The sequence below is a fragment of the Enterococcus sp. GC34 genome (genome assembly GCF_040886645.1).
Classification (GTDB): Bacteria; Bacillota; Bacilli; order Lactobacillales; family Enterococcaceae; genus Enterococcus; species Enterococcus faecalis.
Window position 1 is genome coordinate 51180 of record NZ_JBFOEF010000002.1, and the last position, 19415, is coordinate 70594.

Below are 19415 nucleotides of genomic sequence, written 5' to 3' on the forward strand. Positions count from 1 at the left end.
TTTTCTTAAAAGAAATGAGGCAAAAAATGAACAATAAAGAAATGAAAGCAAGACAAGAGAAAATTCGTAATTTCTCGATCATTGCCCACATTGACCATGGGAAGTCAACTTTAGCCGACCGGATTTTGGAAAAAACAAATACAGTTAGCAGTCGAGAAATGCAAGATCAATTACTTGATTCAATGGATTTAGAGAGAGAACGCGGCATTACCATCAAATTAAACGCAATTGAATTAAACTATACAGCCAAAGATGGTGAAACCTATACTTTCCATTTGATTGACACACCAGGGCACGTCGATTTCACCTACGAAGTTTCTCGTAGCTTGGCAGCTTGTGAAGGGGCTGTTCTAGTTGTTGATGCGGCGCAAGGAATTGAAGCGCAAACGCTAGCAAATGTCTATTTGGCATTGGATAATGACTTAGAAATTTTACCTGTTATTAATAAAATTGATTTACCCGCCGCTGATCCAGAGCGTGTTCGGACAGAGATTGAAGACGTAATTGGAATTGATGCATCGGAAGCTGTTTTAGCAAGTGCAAAAGCAGGGATTGGGATTGAAGATATTTTAGAACAAGTGGTGGAGTATGTACCAGCTCCATCAGGCGATATTGAGGCTCCTTTAAAGGCTTTGATTTTTGACTCTATTTACGATAGCTATCGAGGGGTCGTTTTAAACATCCGTGTAATTGACGGTGTCGTTCGTCCTGGGGATAAAATCCAAATGATGAGTAACGGTAAAACGTTTGATGTAACAGAAGTCGGCGTTTTTTCACCGAAACCAATTGCTCGTGATTATTTAATGGTTGGCGATGTGGGCTATATCACCGCTAGCATTAAAACGGTTCAAGATACACGGGTCGGGGATACAGTGACTTTAGCCGACAATCCAGCAGCAGAAGCACTACCAGGCTATCGTAAAATGAATCCAATGGTGTATTGTGGCTTATATCCAATTGATACGTCGCGCTACAATGATTTACGGGAAGCATTAGAAAAATTACAATTAAATGATGCGGCGTTACAATTTGAACCGGAAACATCGCAAGCCTTAGGGTTTGGTTTCCGTTGTGGTTTCTTAGGTTTGCTGCACATGGATGTTGTTCAGGAACGTTTGGAACGAGAATTTAATTTAGAGTTAATTACAACAGCACCGTCTGTAATCTATCACGTTAATAAAACAGACGGAACAACCGTTGTTGTTGACAACCCAGCTGAATTTCCAGAACCAGTAACGATTGAATCTGTGGAAGAACCTTATGTTAAAGCGCAAATCATGGTGCCAAACGATTATGTAGGAGCAGTAATGGAATTATCACAACGTAAACGTGGCGAATTCATTACAATGGATTACTTAGATGATTATCGTGTAAACGTAGTTTATGAAATTCCGTTATCTGAAATCGTGTTTGACTTTTTCGATAAATTGAAATCAAGTACAAAAGGCTATGCATCCTTAGATTACGAAATGGCTGGCTATCGTACCAGCCGTCTAGTGAAAATGGATATTCTATTAAATGCTGAAAAAGTGGATGCGTTAAGCTTTATTGTTCACCGAGATTTCGCATTTGAGCGTGGTAAAGCGATTGTTGAGAAACTGAAAAAACTAATTCCACGTCAACAGTTTGAAGTCCCAGTTCAAGCGGCGATTGGTCAAAAAATTGTGGCTCGTTCAGATATTAAAGCCTTACGCAAAAACGTACTGGCTAAATGCTATGGTGGCGATGTTTCTCGTAAACGTAAATTGTTAGAGAAACAAAAAGAAGGGAAGAAACGGATGAAACAAATTGGGTCCGTGGAAGTTCCTCAAGAAGCCTTTATGGCGGTTCTGAAGATGGATGAAGATGATCAGAAAAAATCATAAATTTATTCTTTTTTTATTGAAAGTGGGACATTAGTCATTTCGACTTGAGCCGACTCCAAAAAGTTAGACCTAGAAATCTAACTTTTGGGGGTCGGCTCAACTTATGTCCCACTTTTTAACTCTTAAGATAATCAGTTTGAACAAAAGAAGACTTTTAAGAAAAGCCTTTTTATTTTTTTGATCTAAACATTTATTCTTTAATCAGCTATTATTTTAGTAAAAAATAGATTAATTTACTAAAATAATATATAATAAAGGTAAAACTAGGAGGGAAGCATATGACGTGTATTTCATTATCGATTTTAAATCAAGAACAAGAAGTTAGAAAAGCTAAGATAGATGATTCAGATTCTTTGAAAGAGTTAACTATTACAGGAAAAGATTTTGTTTGTTTAGCTGCTCGGGATTGTCAATTACAAGACGGCGATGTGATTCAAGTTTGTTTAGATACGCCCAATACTTATTTAATGGTGAAGTTAGATGCTACGCTTGATAGCAGTTTAATTTATGTTCCAGAACAAAAATGGACGTTTCCAATCATAAAAAATGAAAACGCTATCGAAGCGCGAGCAGCGTATCGTTTTGAAACCAAGAAACCTTATATAAGTGTGCGTATTGCCACGAAAGAAGAAATTAAGAGTTATCGTAATTGGGCGTTAAATCCACATGATTTACAACATTTTACTGGTGCGTATCCTCATGCATCTGCCAATGTGGAAACGCGAAATGATGCCACTTTTTTTGCTTGCAATGCAATTGACGGTACCTTCGCTAATCTTTATCATGGGCCGTATCCTTATCAATCATGGGGGATTAATCAGCAATTAGATGCCGCATTAAAAATTGAATTTGGGCGTGAAGTCTTGTTGGATAAAGTGATCTTAACATTACGAGCGGACTTTCCCCATGATAATTATTGGCAACAAGTGACTTTAAAATTTTCCGACGGTACACATGAAGTTTTTAAAACTGTTAAGACTGAGCAACGCCAGAGCTTTACCTTTGCGAAACGGGCAGCGGAGTGGGTGATACTAACAGAGTTAATTCAAGCAGATGAACCATCACCATTTCCAGCATTAACACAAATTGAATTATTTGGTCAAAACAAATAAAAAATAAGGACGGTTCCTTTATAGGAGCGGTCCTTATTTTTTATTTCTGGCGTGGGCTAGTTGTCGATTGGCGGACAACCAATTCTGTGTTTAACAGGACTCTACGAGGAATGCTAGGCATTTGAATTCGTTTGTGCAATAAATTAATGCCTGTCTCGCCCATTTCTTCAGTAAAGGCATGGACAGAGGATAGCGGTGGTGAGACATATTGAGAAATAGAGATATCATTGATCCCCATGACACTAATTTCTTCAGGAACCTTTATACCGTGTGCGGCTAACGTATGTATCACACCGATTGCAAAGGCGTCATTATAAGCAAGAATCGCAGTAGGTAAATCATTTCCCCATTTCTCTAACGCTTCTTCTGTCAATTGTTCCCCCGTTTTGACATCCAACATGCCATTTTCTTTTAAGATAAAATAATCTTCGTTAAACAAGTGATAATGCTGCATAATGTCAAGATAAGCGTTGGTTGTCGGCGTTTTATAACGACGGAAACCATACATATTTTTACTTTCTTCGGCACCAATAAAGGCAATTTTTTCGTGGCCCAATTCCAAAAGATGGGTTAAGGCAATCTCGGTTGCTTGGTAAAAATCAGTATTTACAGAATCAAATTCTTCCAATGGGAAATTACTGCCAATTACACAAAGGTTTGGATGCAGTTGCTGCAACTCTTGTAACGTCTTTTGAGTGAATTTACCAATTGCCAAAATGCCATCAATCCCTTGAAGGTTATGTTGTTCCAATTGAGAAACTTTTAGAATATTGTAACCTAACTCTTCGGCCCGTTTTTCAGCGCCTAAACGAATCGACATATAGTAAATATCCGTTAGTTCTTCGTCATCTGAACGCCACTGAACGACGGCAATCGAAGGCTCTTGCGGAGCTGTTTGTACGGAAAGGTTAGGTGTCAGTTGCTCCTGCTGTTTGTTTTTATTTTTAGTTTTATATTTCGTATAATTCAGGGTTTCTGCTGCTTCAAAAATTTTTCGCTTGGTTTCCTCTGTAACGGATAAGTTTGGATCATAGTTCAGAACTCGCGATACAGTTGAAATTGAAACATTCGCGACTTTTGCGATATCTGTGATAGTTGCCATTCTAAATGCCTCCTTCTCAAGTACTATTATAGCATATAGTATATTTCTTTTTAGTAAAAAAAAGCAAGAAAAAGCTTTTTTTACTTTTTTTTAGCAAAAACTATTGATTTTTTGACTAAAAAAATATACTATAAAGTCGAAGAAAGCGCTTTAATTCGATGGAGAAGGTGGTTTAGTGAAAAGATTTTCACTTTTTTTACTAATTTTACTTGCTTTAACAGGTTGTAAATCCGGTGAAAAAGAATTTGATGAAGAATCTCTTCAAAATCTAAAGGAAACGGCACAGTCTTATTCAGAAACAGAATTACAAAATGGTGACGTTCGTTTAAATGAATATATTTCTTTGAAAGGGGAGATTGTTGAGAGCGACAGTCGTTCCAGTTTAATAAAAAAAGGTGATCGTTTTATTTTGAAAAGTGGTTCTAGTAAATATCAAGTTTTTAATGAGCAAAAGAAAAAATTGAAGATTGGTGACGAAGTGACAGTTTACGGAGAATATTACGGCTTTTTGAAAGGGATATTAATTGAAAGTGAGGAGAATCATGATTCAGCCACGAATTAGACAGAATCCTTTTGAAACATACGAAGAAGTTGCAGAAGGATTTGAAGATTTATTAGCGCCACTGGAATTGTTTTTTGATCGAGAGTATCAAGGTCATCTGGATTTAGGGACACACGGAACGGTTTATTCTAAAGGGACACGTGATGCGGAGGCATTTTTACGACCATTATGGGGACTAGGTCCTTATGTAACGCAAAATGAAAGTGAGTATTTGAATGACTTTCTAACGGGAATTATCGAAGGAACCGATCCTGAGAGTTCATCTTATTGGGGAAAAACAAAAGATTATGATCAATTGATTGTTGAGATGGCAGCATTAAGTACATTTCTTTTGTTAAACAAAGAAAAAACGTGGGACCAATTAACAAAAGAACAGCAAAATAATTTACACAGTTGGCTGATACAAGCCAATGAAAACATTATTCCGCCAAATAATTGGCATTTCTTTAGAGTGTTGCTGAATTTAGCGATGAAACATTGTGAAATGCCGTATTCAAAAGAACAGATTGCTGTTGATTTGGCTGTAATTGATCGTTTTTATGTCGGTAATGGTTGGTATTATGACGGAGTCGAGACACAAGTTGATTATTATGTTTCTTTCGCTATTCATTATTATAGTTTATTGTATTGTCGTTTTGCCCCGGAAGATACCGCAAGAGTGGCTATTATGAAGGAACGAGCAACTTTGTTCGCGCAAGAGTTTAAATATTGGTTTACTCAGCCAGGAGAAGCGATTCCCTTCGGACGTAGCTTAACGTATCGTTTTGCTCAAGTGTCATTTTTTAGTGCCTTAGTTTTTGCAGATGTTGAAGCATTGCCGTGGGGTGAGATCAAAGGTCTAATCAGCCGACATCTTCATCAATGGATGAACAAAGATATTTTTACAACAGATGGATTATTGTCGGTAGGTTATGATTATCAAAATATGGTCTTTGCCGAAGGCTATAATGGTCCTGGTTCACCTTATTGGGCCTTTAAAACGTTTATTTTGTTAGCGATTCCAAAAGATCATCCTTATTGGCAAGCAGAAACACAGCCTATTAGTTTTCCAGAAAAACACTTACCTTCACCAGAAAGTCGGAACTACTATCAAGTAAACGATTCAGGGACACATGGTTTAATGTTTCCAGCGGGACAATTTATTAATTATCAAGCTCATGCGCATGATAAATATAGTAAATTTGTTTATTCTTCTCATTTTGGTTTCAGTACTATAAAGAGTGATTATTGGTATTACGAAGGTGCTTATGATAATTGCTTGGCTTTAGCTGAAGACGACCATTATTTCCGCACGAAAGGATTAGATGATCAGTACGAAATTCTTGATGATCGTATCATTCATCAATGGCATCCTTGGTCCGATGTAGCAATCAAAACGACAATTGTACCCTTAGAAGGCCAACATTTACGGATTCACGAAATTGAGACACAACGTGCATTAGTGGCTTATGAAGGCGGCTTCTCAATCCCGCTCTTCGATGAAAAGGTCACTTGCGTTTCTGATCAAATGGCTGAGGTAAAAAATGCAAAAGGTGTGTCAAAAGTAGAAAATATCAACGGCTTTTCTGAAGCTGCGATTATTCGAACAGAACCGAATACAAATTTACTTTATCCGTTAACGGAGTTGCCATATTTGAAAGCAAACTTGTCGAAAGGGAAACATCTTTTAATTTCATTGGTGACAGGCGTACTACCGAATGAACAAATTGAGCCAGTTAAAGTTAGGTTAAAAGAAAATCAGCTTTTAGTTGAAGAAAAAGTTGTAATTTTGGGGAATTAGGGGGAGAAATACACAATGACAGAAAATGGACAGATTGAGTGGTTGCCGAAGCAAATCAGTTTTGCTTTAAACAAAGTTCGAGGAAATTTAGAGATATTTAAAGAATTAGTTCCGCCCGCGGCAAGTTTAAATCAAATTTATTATCCTGAAGAAAATATTGACTGGACGGCCAGCTTTTGGCCAGGAATGTTATTTTTAGCAAAGGAATTAACAAATTCAACAGAGTTCGATGAAGTGATTACCACACAGATGGCTTCTTTTCAACATCGCTTGGATGAACAAATTGAGCTGGAAACACATGATATAGGCTTTTTGTATATTTTAACAGCCATTGCCGATTATCAAGTCAATGGTCATGAGGCCTCAAAAGAAATGGCCTTGCAAGCTGCGGACTTATTAATGAAACGTTATTCACCAAAAGCCAAGATTATTCAAGCTTGGGGGAATTTAGACGATCCAGAGCAACGAGGTAGAATGATTATTGATTGTTTAATGAACTTACCATTATTATACTTTGCAGCAAAAATGACTGGCAAGCAAGAGTATTATGAAGCTGCCTACAATCATGCGAAACAAACACAAAAATATATTGTGCGAGAAAATCACACTACGTTCCATACGTATTATTTTGATACGGAAACAGGCGAAGCCTTGTACGGGAAGACACAGCAAGGATATTCAGATGATTCTTGTTGGGCTCGCGGCCAAGCCTGGGGAATTTACGGCTTTACGTTAAGTTATTTATATACAGGAGATAGTAGTTTTCTGGAAACAGCAAAAAATGTTGCTGATTACTTTATTCAAGAATTACCAGAGGACAAAATCTGTTACTGGGATTTAATTTTCAATGAAGGGAGTGAAGAAGAACGTGATAGCTCATCTGCTGCAATTGCTGCATGTGGCTTACTAGAATTATCTCGTCAGCTTCCATTAAATGATGAAAAACATGGCTATTATGAAAAGGTTGCGCTAGAACTATTACAAGCATTAGCGGAAAAGTATACAACGGTTTTACGACCAGAGTCGAACGGCCTATTGCTTCATGGTGTCTATGATAAAAAAACAAATACAGGAGTCGACGAATGCATGATTTGGGGCGACTACTTTTATTTGGAAGCGCTAACTCGTTTAGCGAAAAGCTGGTATTCTTTTTGGTAATTCATGGAGGAAAACTCCTAAAAAAATAATAAATAGCGGAGGTAGTACAAATGAAATTTTGGAAAAAAGGCTTAACAGCGGCAGCGTTGTTAGCGGTGGCGGCAGTAACTTTAACAGCATGTGGTGGTTCAAGTGAAAAGAAAGCAACTGAAAAGAGTGAAGATGGCAAAACAAAATTAACAGTAACTACTTGGAATTATGACACGACCCCAGAATTTGAGAAATTATTCAGAGCTTTTGAAGCGGAAAATCCTGATATCACTATTGAACCGGTGGACATTGCTTCAGATGATTATGACACAAAAGTAACAACGATGCTTTCATCAGGAGATACGACGGATATTTTAACCATGAAAAACTTACTTTCATATTCTAATTACGCGCTACGCAATCAATTGGTGGATTTAACCGATCACGTTAAAGATTTAGATATCGCACCTGCCAAAGCAAGTTACGAGATGTATGAAATCGATGGTAAAACCTATGCTCAGCCTTACCGTACAGATTTCTGGGTATTGTATTACAATAAAAAAATGTTTGATGAAGCCGGAATTGCCTATCCCGATAACTTAACTTGGGATGAATATGAAGCGTTAGCGAAAAAATTATCTAAACCAGAAGAACAAGTATATGGTGCCTATCAACATACTTGGCGCTCAACCGTTCAAGCGATTGCTGCTGCTCAAAATAATGCCAATTTGATTGAACCGAAATACAATTATATGGAAACTTATTATGATCGCGCATTGAGAATGCAAAAAGATCAATCACAAATGGATTTTGGAACAGCAAAATCAACAAAAGTAACGTATCAATCACAATTTGAAAATTCAAAAGCGGCGATGATGTACATGGGTAGCTGGTACATGGGGACTTTATTAACCAACATTGATGATGGCAAAACAAATGTCGAATGGGGGATTGCCGAAATACCACAACAAGAAAAAGGCAAAGCAACTACCTTTGGCTCACCGACAAGTTTTGCAATTAATAAAAACAGTAAAAAACAAAAAGCTGCTCAAAAATTCTTAGACTTTGCTTCAGGTAAAGAAGGTGCAAAACTTTTAGCAGAAGTAGGGGTGGTTCCTTCTTATAAAACAGATGAAATTGACAAAATCTACTTTGCAAGAAAAGGAATGCCTTCAGATGAAGTCTCACAAAAAGCCTTCAACCCAGATACAATTAATTTAGAATTCCCATCTGATAAAAACGGTGCCGCAATTGATAAAGTATTACAAGAAGAACATGATTTAATTATGGTCGGCGACGAAAAACCAAAAGATGGTATTGCTAACATGGAAAAACGTGTCAAAGCAGAGATAGACTAACTATTATTTCCTGCAAAAACACAAAAGATTGATGAAAAAAATAAGCTGAAATGAGTAACCTACAATGAATTTCAGCTTATTTTTTTAAATAAAGAATGTAGCTTGAGTTTGGAAGGAGGGCCTGTTAAGTTCACTTAACAGAATACAATTATGGAAATTACTTCAAAAACAAAAACAGCAAATAAATTGAGACGAAAAAATACGTGGACTGCGTTATCTTTTATCGCACCAAACTTTATTGGCTTTTTCCTCTTCACTTTAATCCCGGTTATCTGTTCACTGATTTTAGCTTTTATGAGTTGGGATTCTTTTTCAACCCCTGAATTTGTCGGAATGAAAAATTTCACCAAAATGATTCATGATGATACGTTTTGGATTTCGTTAAAACAAACGTTTATCTATACGATTGGTGTTGTTCCGTTAACATTGATTTGCTCATTAGGACTAGCGATTTTGTTGAATCGTAAAATTAGAGGGATGAAATTTTTTAGAACGGCTTTTTTCTTTCCTTATGTAACGTCATTAGTTGCGATTGCGGTCGTTTGGAATATGCTATTTCATCCAACAATGGGACCAATTAATCAATTTTTGAAATTATTTATTGAAAATCCTCCTGGCTGGACATCTAGTTCTACTTGGGCTTTACCAGCAATTATCATCGTTAGTGTGTGGCGCTTTATGGGGTATTATATGATTTTGTATTTAGCTGGTTTACAAAGTGTGCCAAGAGAATTATATGAAGCAGCGTCAATGGATGGCGCGGGTAAATGGAATCAATTTTTAAATGTTACCTTACCTTCATTACGACCAACGACCTTTTTCGTGACTATCATGCTTGTAATTAACTGTTTCAAAGTGTTTGACTTAGTTCAAGTTATGACTGGTGGTGGACCAGGACGTGCAACGAATGTGTTAGTTTATGAAATTTACAATGAAGCCTTTGTCAAATTTAATTTTGGTTATGCATCAGCCATTGCGATGGTCTTATTCATCATCGTTCTAGCGATTACTGTGGCCCAATTTAAATGGAATCAACATCAAGAGAAAGTTTAGGAGGAGAAAAGATGGAAGCAACTTTTTCAAAAAAAGAAAATACTCGAAAAGCAAAAACGAAAAAAGCAGAAAAAGTCACACCTGGTGGGATCCTTGTAATCATTCTCTTAACTTTACTTGCGTTAATTACTTTGGTGCCTTTCATTTGGATGGTTTCAGCATCATTTAAAACAAACAATGAAGTTTTCACCATTCCAATTCAATGGATTCCTAAAAGTTGGCATCCAGAAAACTATTCCGTTATTTGGGAACGCATTCCGTTGTTAACTTTCTTTAAAAATACGTTATTTTTAAGTATTGTGATTACGATTATTCAACTATTTACTTCAAGTTTTGCAGCATATGGCTTTTCAAAAATGAATTTTAGAGGAAGAGATACACTTTTTATTACGTACATCGCAACAATTGCTATTCCTTGGCAATCGTATATGATTCCACAATTTATTATGATGCGTCAATTAGGTTTGACTGACACGTTATGGTCACTTGTTTTATTACAAGCATTTAATGCATTTGGAGTCTTTTTACTGAAACAATATTACAGCAGTATTCCAGATTCACTATGTGAAAGCGCGCGGATTGATGGGTTAAGTGAGTGGGGAATTTATTGGAAAATTATTTTACCATTAACTAAACCAGCTTTAGCTAGTCTCACGATTATTACTTTTGTGAATACATGGAATGACTATATGGGACCTTTCATTTATTTATCTTCTACTGAGAATAAAACGATTCAGTTAGGTTTGAAAATGTTCGTCGGTTTATTTGATGCTGAATATGCCTTAATCATGGCCGCATCAGTGGTTTCTATTTTACCAGTAGGGATTGTCTTTTTAGCAATGCAAAAATACTTTGTTGAAGGTATTGCTACATCTGGAATGAAGAATTAGGAGGAAGTTTGAATGTTTACTAAGCAAACCTTTGATAATAATATCTATATGAAAATTTTTCGCTGGCTTTACATTTTATTTATCGGTAATCTAGGGCTTCTCTTAGTGAACATTCCTTTTTTCATAGCGGTGATTAGCTTAGACATTGATCCACGAAACCTCCCACTTTTTGTAGTAACGTTGCTGCCGATGGGGGCAGGGATGATTGCACTTTTAGGCTTAATCGATACTTTTAAAGAAGAAAAGGAGCTGGATCCATTTAAAACTTTTTTCCAAAAGTTTCGTCAGTTTGGGTTAAGAGGCTTTCTTATCAGCTTGCTAGGCTTAGGAAGTAGCATCATCAGTGTGACAGATATATTCTTTTTTGCCAAAACAACGATTGGTAAATGGTTTATTCCATTGATGGTCCTTCTGCTAATTTTTGGGTTAGCTATTATGCTGAATGCTTGGTATTTTCAAGTACGAAACCCGCAAGCTTCTTTTAAAGATGTGTTTCGGATTTCAATTTACTATGGACTGCGGAAATGGTATGTCAGCTGTCTAAATGTTTTTTTACTATTCTCAATGTTTGCAATGATGTTTTTGAAGCCACAGTTTGGGTTTGTTGTAACCCCTGTCCTTTTCCTAGGGATTATTTATTTAAATACTGGGAAATTGCATGAAAAGCAAAAAAAGAATAAATAATTTTTACATAATAAGTAATCTCGATTTTCAGGAAAATGAATGAAGGTGGGGTTGCTTATTTTGTTCTTGCCTTGTGTATTAAAGTGGAGGGAGCGAACGAATGAAGAAAAAAATAATTATTTTAAGTAGCTTTTTGATAAGTGCTATTTTTGTGCTCGTTATTTTTACTACCAGCCAGCAAAGTATGATTAATAACGAAGCAATCCAAGTCGAAGAATTAATTGTTTATGGCGATAAAAATATGAATCGTGTAGCGAAGCAATTCTCTGATCAGAATAATTTAACTTCGTTTGGGAAAAATTTCTGGCGCAAAACGTATAACGGAAAATCACCCACTCAGGAACTACTGAAGGTTGCAACGGAGGATTTAGTACAACATAAAATGATTAAACAGCTGGCAACGGAGTTAGAAATAGCCCACTCACAAACATTTGGGCAAGAAAAAAAAGAATGGCAAGACCAAAAGAGCAGTTTAACGCTCTGGCAATTTTTAGATGCAAAAGATCAACAATTACAGGACCAAATAAAAGAGAAATTAATGGAGAAAGAAAAGCCAACGCAAAAAGAATTGCGGCAGGCCTTTGAGCAATTGGATGATAAATATAAAAAGACCGATTACTTTGTTGAAGCAATTGAAATTCCAACTTTTTCAGGTAAGCAAGCAGAATTAGAAAAAATAGCCGAAGCAATCTCTCCGAATCTATCTTATGAGGAGACGTTATTGGAGTGGCAAAATAAATTACCTAATCTTGTTATTGAATCGTATCAATTGAAGAGTGCAGAAATCCAAAAAGAGGATATTTATTCGTTGTCTGTTGGGGAGATTCTTAGTGAAAAAGCTGTTAGTACCGTGGTGAAAGGATACCACGAAAACCAATACTTTTATATTTTTAATAAGGAAGGAGGGCAACTTTTACAGTTTGAAGAAGCACCACAATTTAGCAAAAATGCCTATATCAACACGTGCTACAAAGAGAAATTAGCTACGTATCAACAAGCAACCAAAGTGGACTTGTTGGAGAAAGACAGAGAAAAGTTTTTTCAAAATTATCAAAATAAAAACAGTTAAGGAGCAGAAAATGAGAAAAAAAGCGTATTTTAAAAGTGTAACCATCTTCCTTTCTATTTTGCTTGTTTTTTCCCAGCTTCAATTATTTAGTCTTCCTGCTTATGGGGAAACAGTGAGCGATCAACCGTTACTTTTTCGTTCAGTAGGTGTCGCTCAAAATGGGACGACCTACTATGTGGATGGGGAAGGAGGAAATAATGCCAATGATGGGCAGTCTCCAGCCAGTGCTTGGCGTGATTTTGAAAAAGTGAATCAGACGGAGTTTCAGCCAGGCGACCATCTTCTGCTGAATGCGCAAAGTACCTGGAATAACCAATTGTTGCATCCAAAAGGGAATGGGACAGCGGCACAAAAGATTGTCATTGATTTTTATGATACGAATGACAGAGGAGAAACCATTTTTGAAACCACACGGCGTCCGATTATTAACGGTGGTGGCACCTACAGCACAGGGACTTTCAAACGTGCAATCTCAGGGACCGTACAGTTAGTGAACCAAGAATATTGGGATATTTCAAACTTAGAAGTGACAAATACACCAGAGCTAGATAATCTCGAAGGCTATAAGAAACCAGGAGATGCTCAAAGAGCGGGGATATTAGTCCTAGGATATGAACAAAATCGAACGTTCAATAGTGTTACGATACGGAATAACTATGTTCATGACGTTCAAACAGAATATTATTTGAATCTAAGTGGGAATACTGCAACCAAACGATTAAAAGCGGTAGGTGGAATTATTGTTTTAGGAAGTTGGTTTGATGAGAATGGCAATGTAGTAACGGCAGCCAATGATCATCGAACAACGACTGGATTTAATGATATTTTGATTGAAAATAATGTGATTCAACGAGTGGGACTTGAAGGAATTCGAACAAAAGCTGATTCAGATACCTCAAGAGGCAACACTTTCTACAAAACGTTTTCTAATATTACGATTCGTAATAACTATTTAGAAGATATTGCTGGCGACGGGATTGTCTTGTCAGAAGCCAAAAGTGGCGGTGTCGTCGAAGGAAATGTTGCTGTCCGAATGTGCAATGCCGATTATGGTACACAAAATTACGCGGGCGTTTGGGCAATGTCTGTAGATGACGGACTGTTCCAATATAACGAAGTATACGGAATCAAATATGGATTTAACGATGCTGAAGCTTATGATGTGGACATGCAGTCAAACAATGTTATTTATCAATATAACTATTCACATCATAATACTGGCGGCTTTTTATTGCTTATGTCTGATCAAAAAAATTCGGTTATTCGTTACAATATCTCAGCTAATGACGGCGGTGGTAACCGAGGAACAGGTAAAGACAATCCAGGCGGAGCTGGTGGCTACAATTATAAAGAACAAAGCATTTTCCATTATTGGGTAAAAAATGATGGAGCGGCAATGCCAACTATCCACAATAATACGATTTATGTTGGCGACGGCATTTCAACGTCATTATTTGGTGAAGGAAATAGTTCTGACAACAGTGGTACAGTAGCCAATTTTTACAATAATATTTTATACAAAGAAGGTACCGGACAATTAAAATTCTTATCTAATTATCCAACAAATGGGACACAACCAATTGAACGTAAAATGGTCGATAATCCAGAAAAATATTTCAAAAATAATGTTATTTGGCCAAAAGAAATTGCTACAGAAAAAAGTGGTGCAACTGTTGCAAAATTAGTATCAAGTGGAAACATTTTTGAAAAACCACAATTAGAAATCACAGATAACCCTGAAAAAGTGAAAGAGTTGGCAGAGCAAGAATTTACGACAATGAAACCAACAAAAGATAATGTGGTTGAATTTACTTCTAAAGAACGCTTACGTCAGCGAGCACAAATGTTCCAATTAAAAGAAACCTCGCCAGCGATTGGTAAAGGCTTGTCGGAAGTGAACAGTGCGGCCGAAGACTTCTTTGGAAATAGCTTGAAAAATAAAGTTTTAGATATTGGCGCGCAACAAGCGTCCACAATTGAAAAAAGTATTCGTTATCAAAATCAAGTGTTAGAAATTAGTTCGGCAACAGGTGTATATCCTAATTTGCCAGAGCAAGTTGAACTAACGTACGAAGAAGTCGTTAATGAAGAAGTGGTTGCGACAGGCAAAAAAGAATTTAAGTTACAATGGGAAGCAATCCCTCAAGAAAAAATTAATACAGCAGGTACAATTGAAGTTGCAGCAACAGTTATCGGCTTACCGATAGATGCTGTCAAAGTAACAGCCAAGCTCTCTTTTGAGGGCGAACTTGGTGAAGGAAAAGACACCGTTAAATTAAAAACAGCCCAAACAGCCTATGTTCAAAAGAGTGATGGTAACCGAGCATACTCTGCTATAGCAGGCGGTACTGCTGCCATTAGTTCAGGAGACGCCTATAAATATCCTTATGGAGTAAACTATACGGGCAATTACGCATTAAAATTAAAAAATGCTAGTTCTGCAGGGTATAATCGCCGGATTTACGTTGAAATTGATACACAAGAATTTAAGAACTATCAATCACTAAAAAGTGCTAATTTAGAATTAAATGTGATGCGTTATGATGCGTGGAATGGTGCTGGCAATACAAATGATGAACGTTTGAAAAATACGCAGTTCCAAGTAGATGTTTATGGAACAGATACTAATTGGATGAGTAACACCATTACTTGGAATAATGGTCCAAATAATTTAAATGTACCAAATGAAGAATTTATTGCTCGACAATCTTTTACAAATAGTTCAATTATGAATAATCAAAATACAATCTCTATTGATATTAGTAACTATCTACGGAAGCTAATTCAAAGTGGTGAGAAAATTCCAGCCAAGTTAAGTTTCTTATTAGCGATTACAGACAGTCGTTTGCCTGGTTATGATTCTGATAATGCTGGGTTTGATGCTTTTTCAAAAGAAGGTGCACAAAAGGCCTATCAAGACTTTTTAGCAGGCAAATTGACCTTGCCAACTGGTCAACAGCTAACAGAGGATAGTTTAGTTCCTAAAATTGTTTTATCGAATGTTTTCGAAGTCAAACATGAGTCGATTGAGATCACGACAGAAGCGGGTCAAGCCCCTAATCTACCAGAAAAAACAACTATTTTTTATTCGGATGGTTCACAACGAGAAGTGACTGTCAATTGGTCAGAAGTTCCAGCATCTTCTTATCAAAAAGAAGGAACATTCACTGTTGTAGGACGAGCAGCAGGTGTCTCAATGCCAATTATTGCCAATGTAAAAGTCACCGCTAAACATATTGTTGGATTCAAGGAATTGCCTACGCTGGATCGACTAACAGGCACCTCGCGAGGCGAACTGAATTTGCCAACTGAAGTAATTGCAAAATTAGATGATGGTAGCGAAACGAAATTGAAGGTTATTTCTTGGGATGACGATGTTAGTAATTATTCACCAAGTAGCCCGCCAGGTACTTACCAGTTCCCTGCTGCAGTAGAAGAAAAAATAGGAATTGCGAATCCTGATGAACGAAAAATTTTCCAAGTCGTGCAAACTCATGCGATTCCTGAAAGAATTCAATTTGCTGCAGAAACAGCCACTATAAAATCAGGCGAAAATTATCAAATTCAATCTAAAGTGATTGGTCAAGCGCCGCACACAGAAACGGATGCTTGGAGCTCGCAAGTCACGTATGAGTTGGTTACACCAGATGCTGGCAATACAGTAAGTGTAGATGAAAACGGTCTGATTAGGACAGAAGCAACGACTGCTGCAGGAAATTATCAAATCAAAGTAACAAGCAAAGTCTTGCCGATAGTAACTGCACAATTTTCAATTAAAGTCACAAAATAAATAAACTGTTTGAAGAGACTGGAACAAGAATTGCTGTAGCTTGCAATCTTTCTAGTCTCTTCGATTATCTAGAATCAATAAATATTCTTTTGCCTACTATTCATTCTTTTTAAAACAAGGTAAAATAATAAATGAAAGTAAACGATAAAGGTGTGTAGACAATGAATACTATCTTAACAGGTGATCGTCCAACTGGTAAATTGCACCTAGGACATTACGTAGGTTCTTTAAAAAAACGAGTAGAAATGCAAGCAGACCCTACAAATCAATTATTTGTCATGATTGCAGATTTACAAGCATTGACAGATAATGCAAAAAATCCCGAAAAAGTTTCAGCCAATGTTTTAGAAGTTGCTTTGGACTATTTAGCAGTTGGTTTAGACCCTACGAAAACAACAATTTTTATCCAATCGCAAATTCCACAGTTAGCTGAATTAACAATGTACTATCTAAATTTAGTGACCACGTCACGTGTTCGTCGGAATCCAACGGTCAAAGCAGAAATTGAGCAAAAAAAATTTGGGGAAGGTGTTCCGACAGGATTCTTTATTTATCCCGTTTCACAAGCTGCTGATATTACTGCCTTTCAAGCGAATTTAGTCCCTGTTGGGGAGGATCAAAAACCAATGTTGGAACAAGCGCAAGAAATTGTGCATAGTTTTAATCAGACGTACAGTGAAGTTTTAGTTAGACCGGAAGCTGTGTTACCACCAAAAGGCATGGGACGCTTGCCAGGAATTGATGGCAACGGAAAAATGAGTAAGTCGTTAGGTAATGGTATTTATCTTTCAGATCCAGCTGAAGTGGTACAGAAAAAAGTAATGAGTATGTATACCGATCCAAATCATATTCGTATAGAGGACCCAGGACAAGTTGAAGGAAATATGGTCTTTACTTACTTGGATGTTTTTGGGAAAAATAAAGAATATATTGAAGAATTAAAAGAGCACTATCGTCATGGCGGTTTAGGAGATGTGAAAATTAAACGTTACTTAATTGATGTCCTAGAAGAAGAACTTGCACCGATTCGTCGACGTCGTGAAGAGCTGGCTAAAAATCCAGAAGCGATTATGGAAATGTTGCATAAAGGAAGTCTTGCTGCTGAAAAAGTGGCAGCACAAACCTTAACAGAAGTCAAAAAAGCGATGGGAATTCAATATTTCTAAGCAATAAAAGAACTGGAACAAGTCAAAAGAAGAATGACTTGTTCCAGTTCTTTTTAAGTGGTTTGAAATTGACTATTATATAAGCTGGCGTAAAGAGTCGGAGCTTGTAATAGTTCCTGATGCGTTCCTTTTTCAATAATATCGCCATTTTTCATCACTAAAATTAAATCAGCATTTTCAATCGTGGATAATCGATGAGCGATAACGAAGCTTGTTCGATTTTCTGTGACAGTTTCCATCGCTTTTTGAATATGGGCTTCTGTTCGTGTGTCCACACTCGAAGTTGCTTCATCGAGAATAACAACGGGCGGATTTGCTAAAATGATTCGGGCGATGGTTAATAACTGTTGTTGCCCTTGTGATAATGCACCATTTTCGCTAGAAATAATTGTGTCATATCCTTGAGGAAGGGTCCGAATAAAATGATCACATTGAGCAATTTTAGCTGCTTCAATTATTTCTTCACGAGAAGCGTCTTTTTTTCCATAGGCAATATTATCTGCTACGGTTCCTTCAAATAGCCAAGTGTTTTGTAATACCATGCCAAATAAATTTCTTAGATTTTGTCGAGAAAGTTTCGTAATATCAATCCCATCAAAAGTAATGGCGCCTTGATTTATTTCATAGAAACGCATCAATAAGTTGACTAATGTTGTTTTACCAGCGCCGGTGGGTCCCACAATGGCCACTGTTTTTTTCGGTTGAACAGAAAAATCAACATTCTTCATTAAAATTTTTTCTGGTGTGTAGCCAAATTGAACATTTTTAAATTCAATGGCTCCTTTAGGAGAAGAAATAGTTTCTAAATGAGTTGCTTCTGGTTGTTCATCAGCTTCATCTAAGATAACAAAAATCCGATCAATGGAAGCCATCGCTGCTTGAATTGAGTTAATGACATAAGAAGCGGTAGAAATCGGCTCAGAAATTTGGTTGATATATTGCAAATACGCTTGCAAGAAACCAATCGTAATACCACCAGATAAAACGAGCATTGCGCCTAAGATAGCACTGATAATAAAAGCCAACTGATTAATAAAACGAATAGCTGGATAAATCGCAAAATTTAGAAACTGTGCTTTTTTAAAGGCACGATAATGTTGTTGATTAACAGCAGCAATTGTTTTTTCAGCATTTTGCTGTTGATTAAAGGTTTTTGTGACCAAATTTCCTGCTAAATATTCTTCCATTTTATTATTTAATTGACCTAATTCAGCTTGACTTTGATCAGCAAACACCTTGTTTTTATTCGCAATTTTCGTCGTCATGAAAGTACTACCGCCAATTAGTAGCAACACTAAAATAGTTAATTTTGCATCAATATAGAACAACATAATTCCTGCAAAAAGGATAGTCACGACGGAAGTGAAAAATTGGTTGATGCCTGTTAAAAGAACTTGTGACAATTGGTTTAAGCCAGTTGTTGAACGACTAATGATATCGCCCACTTGGTGATTGTCAAAGAAGGCCATTGGTAAAGTTTTAAACTTTTTTGTCACTTCTTTTCTAATTCTTAAAGTAACCCGTTCGCTTAAAGAAGCCATTGCTCGTTCCTGGATAAAAGAAGTGATACTACTAATGATTGAAAAGAGAATTAAAAGTAAGACGGGACCTAAGAGTGCTTCTTCAACTAAAGGAAGTGTCATGCCTTTGAGCCCGACACGCTTGATCGCTTCTAAGAGGTTATCAATCCCGATTGCCATAATATAGGTCATGGCAACAATTAATAAGTTTCCAATTAAACTGCAGATCATTAGACCATAAAAGATTGGATGCTCAGGTTTAATCATTTTCCAGAAACGTTTAAAGCTTTGAAGATTCATTGTTTTTTTCATTGTATAGCTTGAAAAGAAAATTTT

At 36.7% G+C, this 19415-nt stretch carries 14 protein-coding genes; 12 read left to right on the plus strand and 2 right to left on the minus strand.

The genetic code is table 11. The features are described from left to right. Positions 1-26 precede the first annotated feature (26 nt). Positions 27-1865, plus strand: coding sequence for a translation elongation factor 4 (lepA, locus tag AB3I72_RS02675; protein ID WP_002362887.1), 1839 nt, complete (start codon positions 27-29; stop codon positions 1863-1865). 278 nt (positions 1866-2143) lie between these two features. Further along, positions 2144-2977, plus strand: a complete 834-nt coding sequence (locus tag AB3I72_RS02680) for a hypothetical protein (RefSeq protein WP_002369000.1) — start codon at positions 2144-2146, stop codon at positions 2975-2977. 40 nt (positions 2978-3017) lie between these two features. Here AB3I72_RS02680 and AB3I72_RS02685 read toward each other — a convergent pair whose 3' ends face one another. Then, positions 3018-4079, minus strand: coding sequence for a LacI family DNA-binding transcriptional regulator (locus AB3I72_RS02685; protein ID WP_086280134.1), 1062 nt, complete (start codon positions 4077-4079; stop codon positions 3018-3020). Positions 4080-4254: 175 nt separating this feature from the next. Here AB3I72_RS02685 and AB3I72_RS02690 point away from each other — a divergent pair, with 175 nt between their 5' ends. From AB3I72_RS02690 to trpS, 10 genes are all read left to right on the plus strand, one after another. Further along, positions 4255-4641, plus strand: coding sequence for a hypothetical protein (locus tag AB3I72_RS02690; protein WP_002397171.1), 387 nt, complete (start codon positions 4255-4257; stop codon positions 4639-4641). Further along, complete coding sequence (locus tag AB3I72_RS02695; RefSeq protein WP_086280135.1) at positions 4622-6421, plus strand: DUF2264 domain-containing protein; 1800 nt, start codon at positions 4622-4624, stop codon at positions 6419-6421. The genes AB3I72_RS02690 and AB3I72_RS02695 overlap by 20 nt, the downstream gene beginning before the upstream one ends. Before the next feature lie 15 nt (positions 6422-6436). Next, positions 6437-7579 carry a glycoside hydrolase family 88 protein gene (locus AB3I72_RS02700; RefSeq protein ID WP_368023531.1) on the plus strand — a complete coding sequence of 381 codons (1143 nt, stop codon included), beginning with the start codon at positions 6437-6439 and terminating at the stop codon, positions 7577-7579. A gap of 50 nt (positions 7580-7629) precedes the next feature. After that, a complete protein-coding gene (locus tag AB3I72_RS02705; protein WP_002356838.1) occupies positions 7630-8907 on the plus strand; it encodes a sugar ABC transporter substrate-binding protein in 1278 nt (425 codons plus the stop codon). 150 nt (positions 8908-9057) lie between these two features. Then, complete coding sequence (locus AB3I72_RS02710) at positions 9058-9960, plus strand: carbohydrate ABC transporter permease (protein ID WP_002356840.1); 903 nt, start codon at positions 9058-9060, stop codon at positions 9958-9960. Further along, positions 9933-10850: a carbohydrate ABC transporter permease gene (locus AB3I72_RS02715; RefSeq protein ID WP_002383582.1), complete on the plus strand. Its 918-nt coding sequence runs from the start codon at positions 9933-9935 to the stop codon at positions 10848-10850. Before AB3I72_RS02710 ends, AB3I72_RS02715 begins: the two co-directional genes overlap by 28 nt. A 12-nt stretch (positions 10851-10862) precedes the next feature. Further along, complete coding sequence (locus AB3I72_RS02720) at positions 10863-11534, plus strand: hypothetical protein (RefSeq protein WP_002389950.1); 672 nt, start codon at positions 10863-10865, stop codon at positions 11532-11534. 100 nt (positions 11535-11634) lie between these two features. Continuing rightward, on the plus strand, positions 11635-12603 hold the full coding sequence (locus AB3I72_RS02725; protein ID WP_368023532.1) for a hypothetical protein: 969 nt from the start codon (positions 11635-11637) through the stop codon (positions 12601-12603). A 10-nt stretch (positions 12604-12613) separates the two neighbouring features. Next, a complete protein-coding gene (locus AB3I72_RS02730) occupies positions 12614-16393 on the plus strand; it encodes an Ig-like domain-containing protein (RefSeq protein ID WP_368023533.1) in 3780 nt (1259 codons plus the stop codon). 161 nt (positions 16394-16554) lie between these two features. After that, a complete protein-coding gene (gene trpS / locus AB3I72_RS02735; protein WP_129193858.1) occupies positions 16555-17559 on the plus strand; it encodes a tryptophan--tRNA ligase in 1005 nt (334 codons plus the stop codon). Between the two features lie 53 nt (positions 17560-17612). On the opposite strand, the gene AB3I72_RS02740 is transcribed toward trpS, so the two are convergent. Continuing rightward, positions 17613-19391 carry an ABC transporter ATP-binding protein gene (locus AB3I72_RS02740; protein ID WP_002388273.1) on the minus strand — a complete coding sequence of 593 codons (1779 nt, stop codon included), beginning with the start codon at positions 19389-19391 and terminating at the stop codon, positions 17613-17615. Positions 19392-19415: the final 24 nt, after the last annotated feature.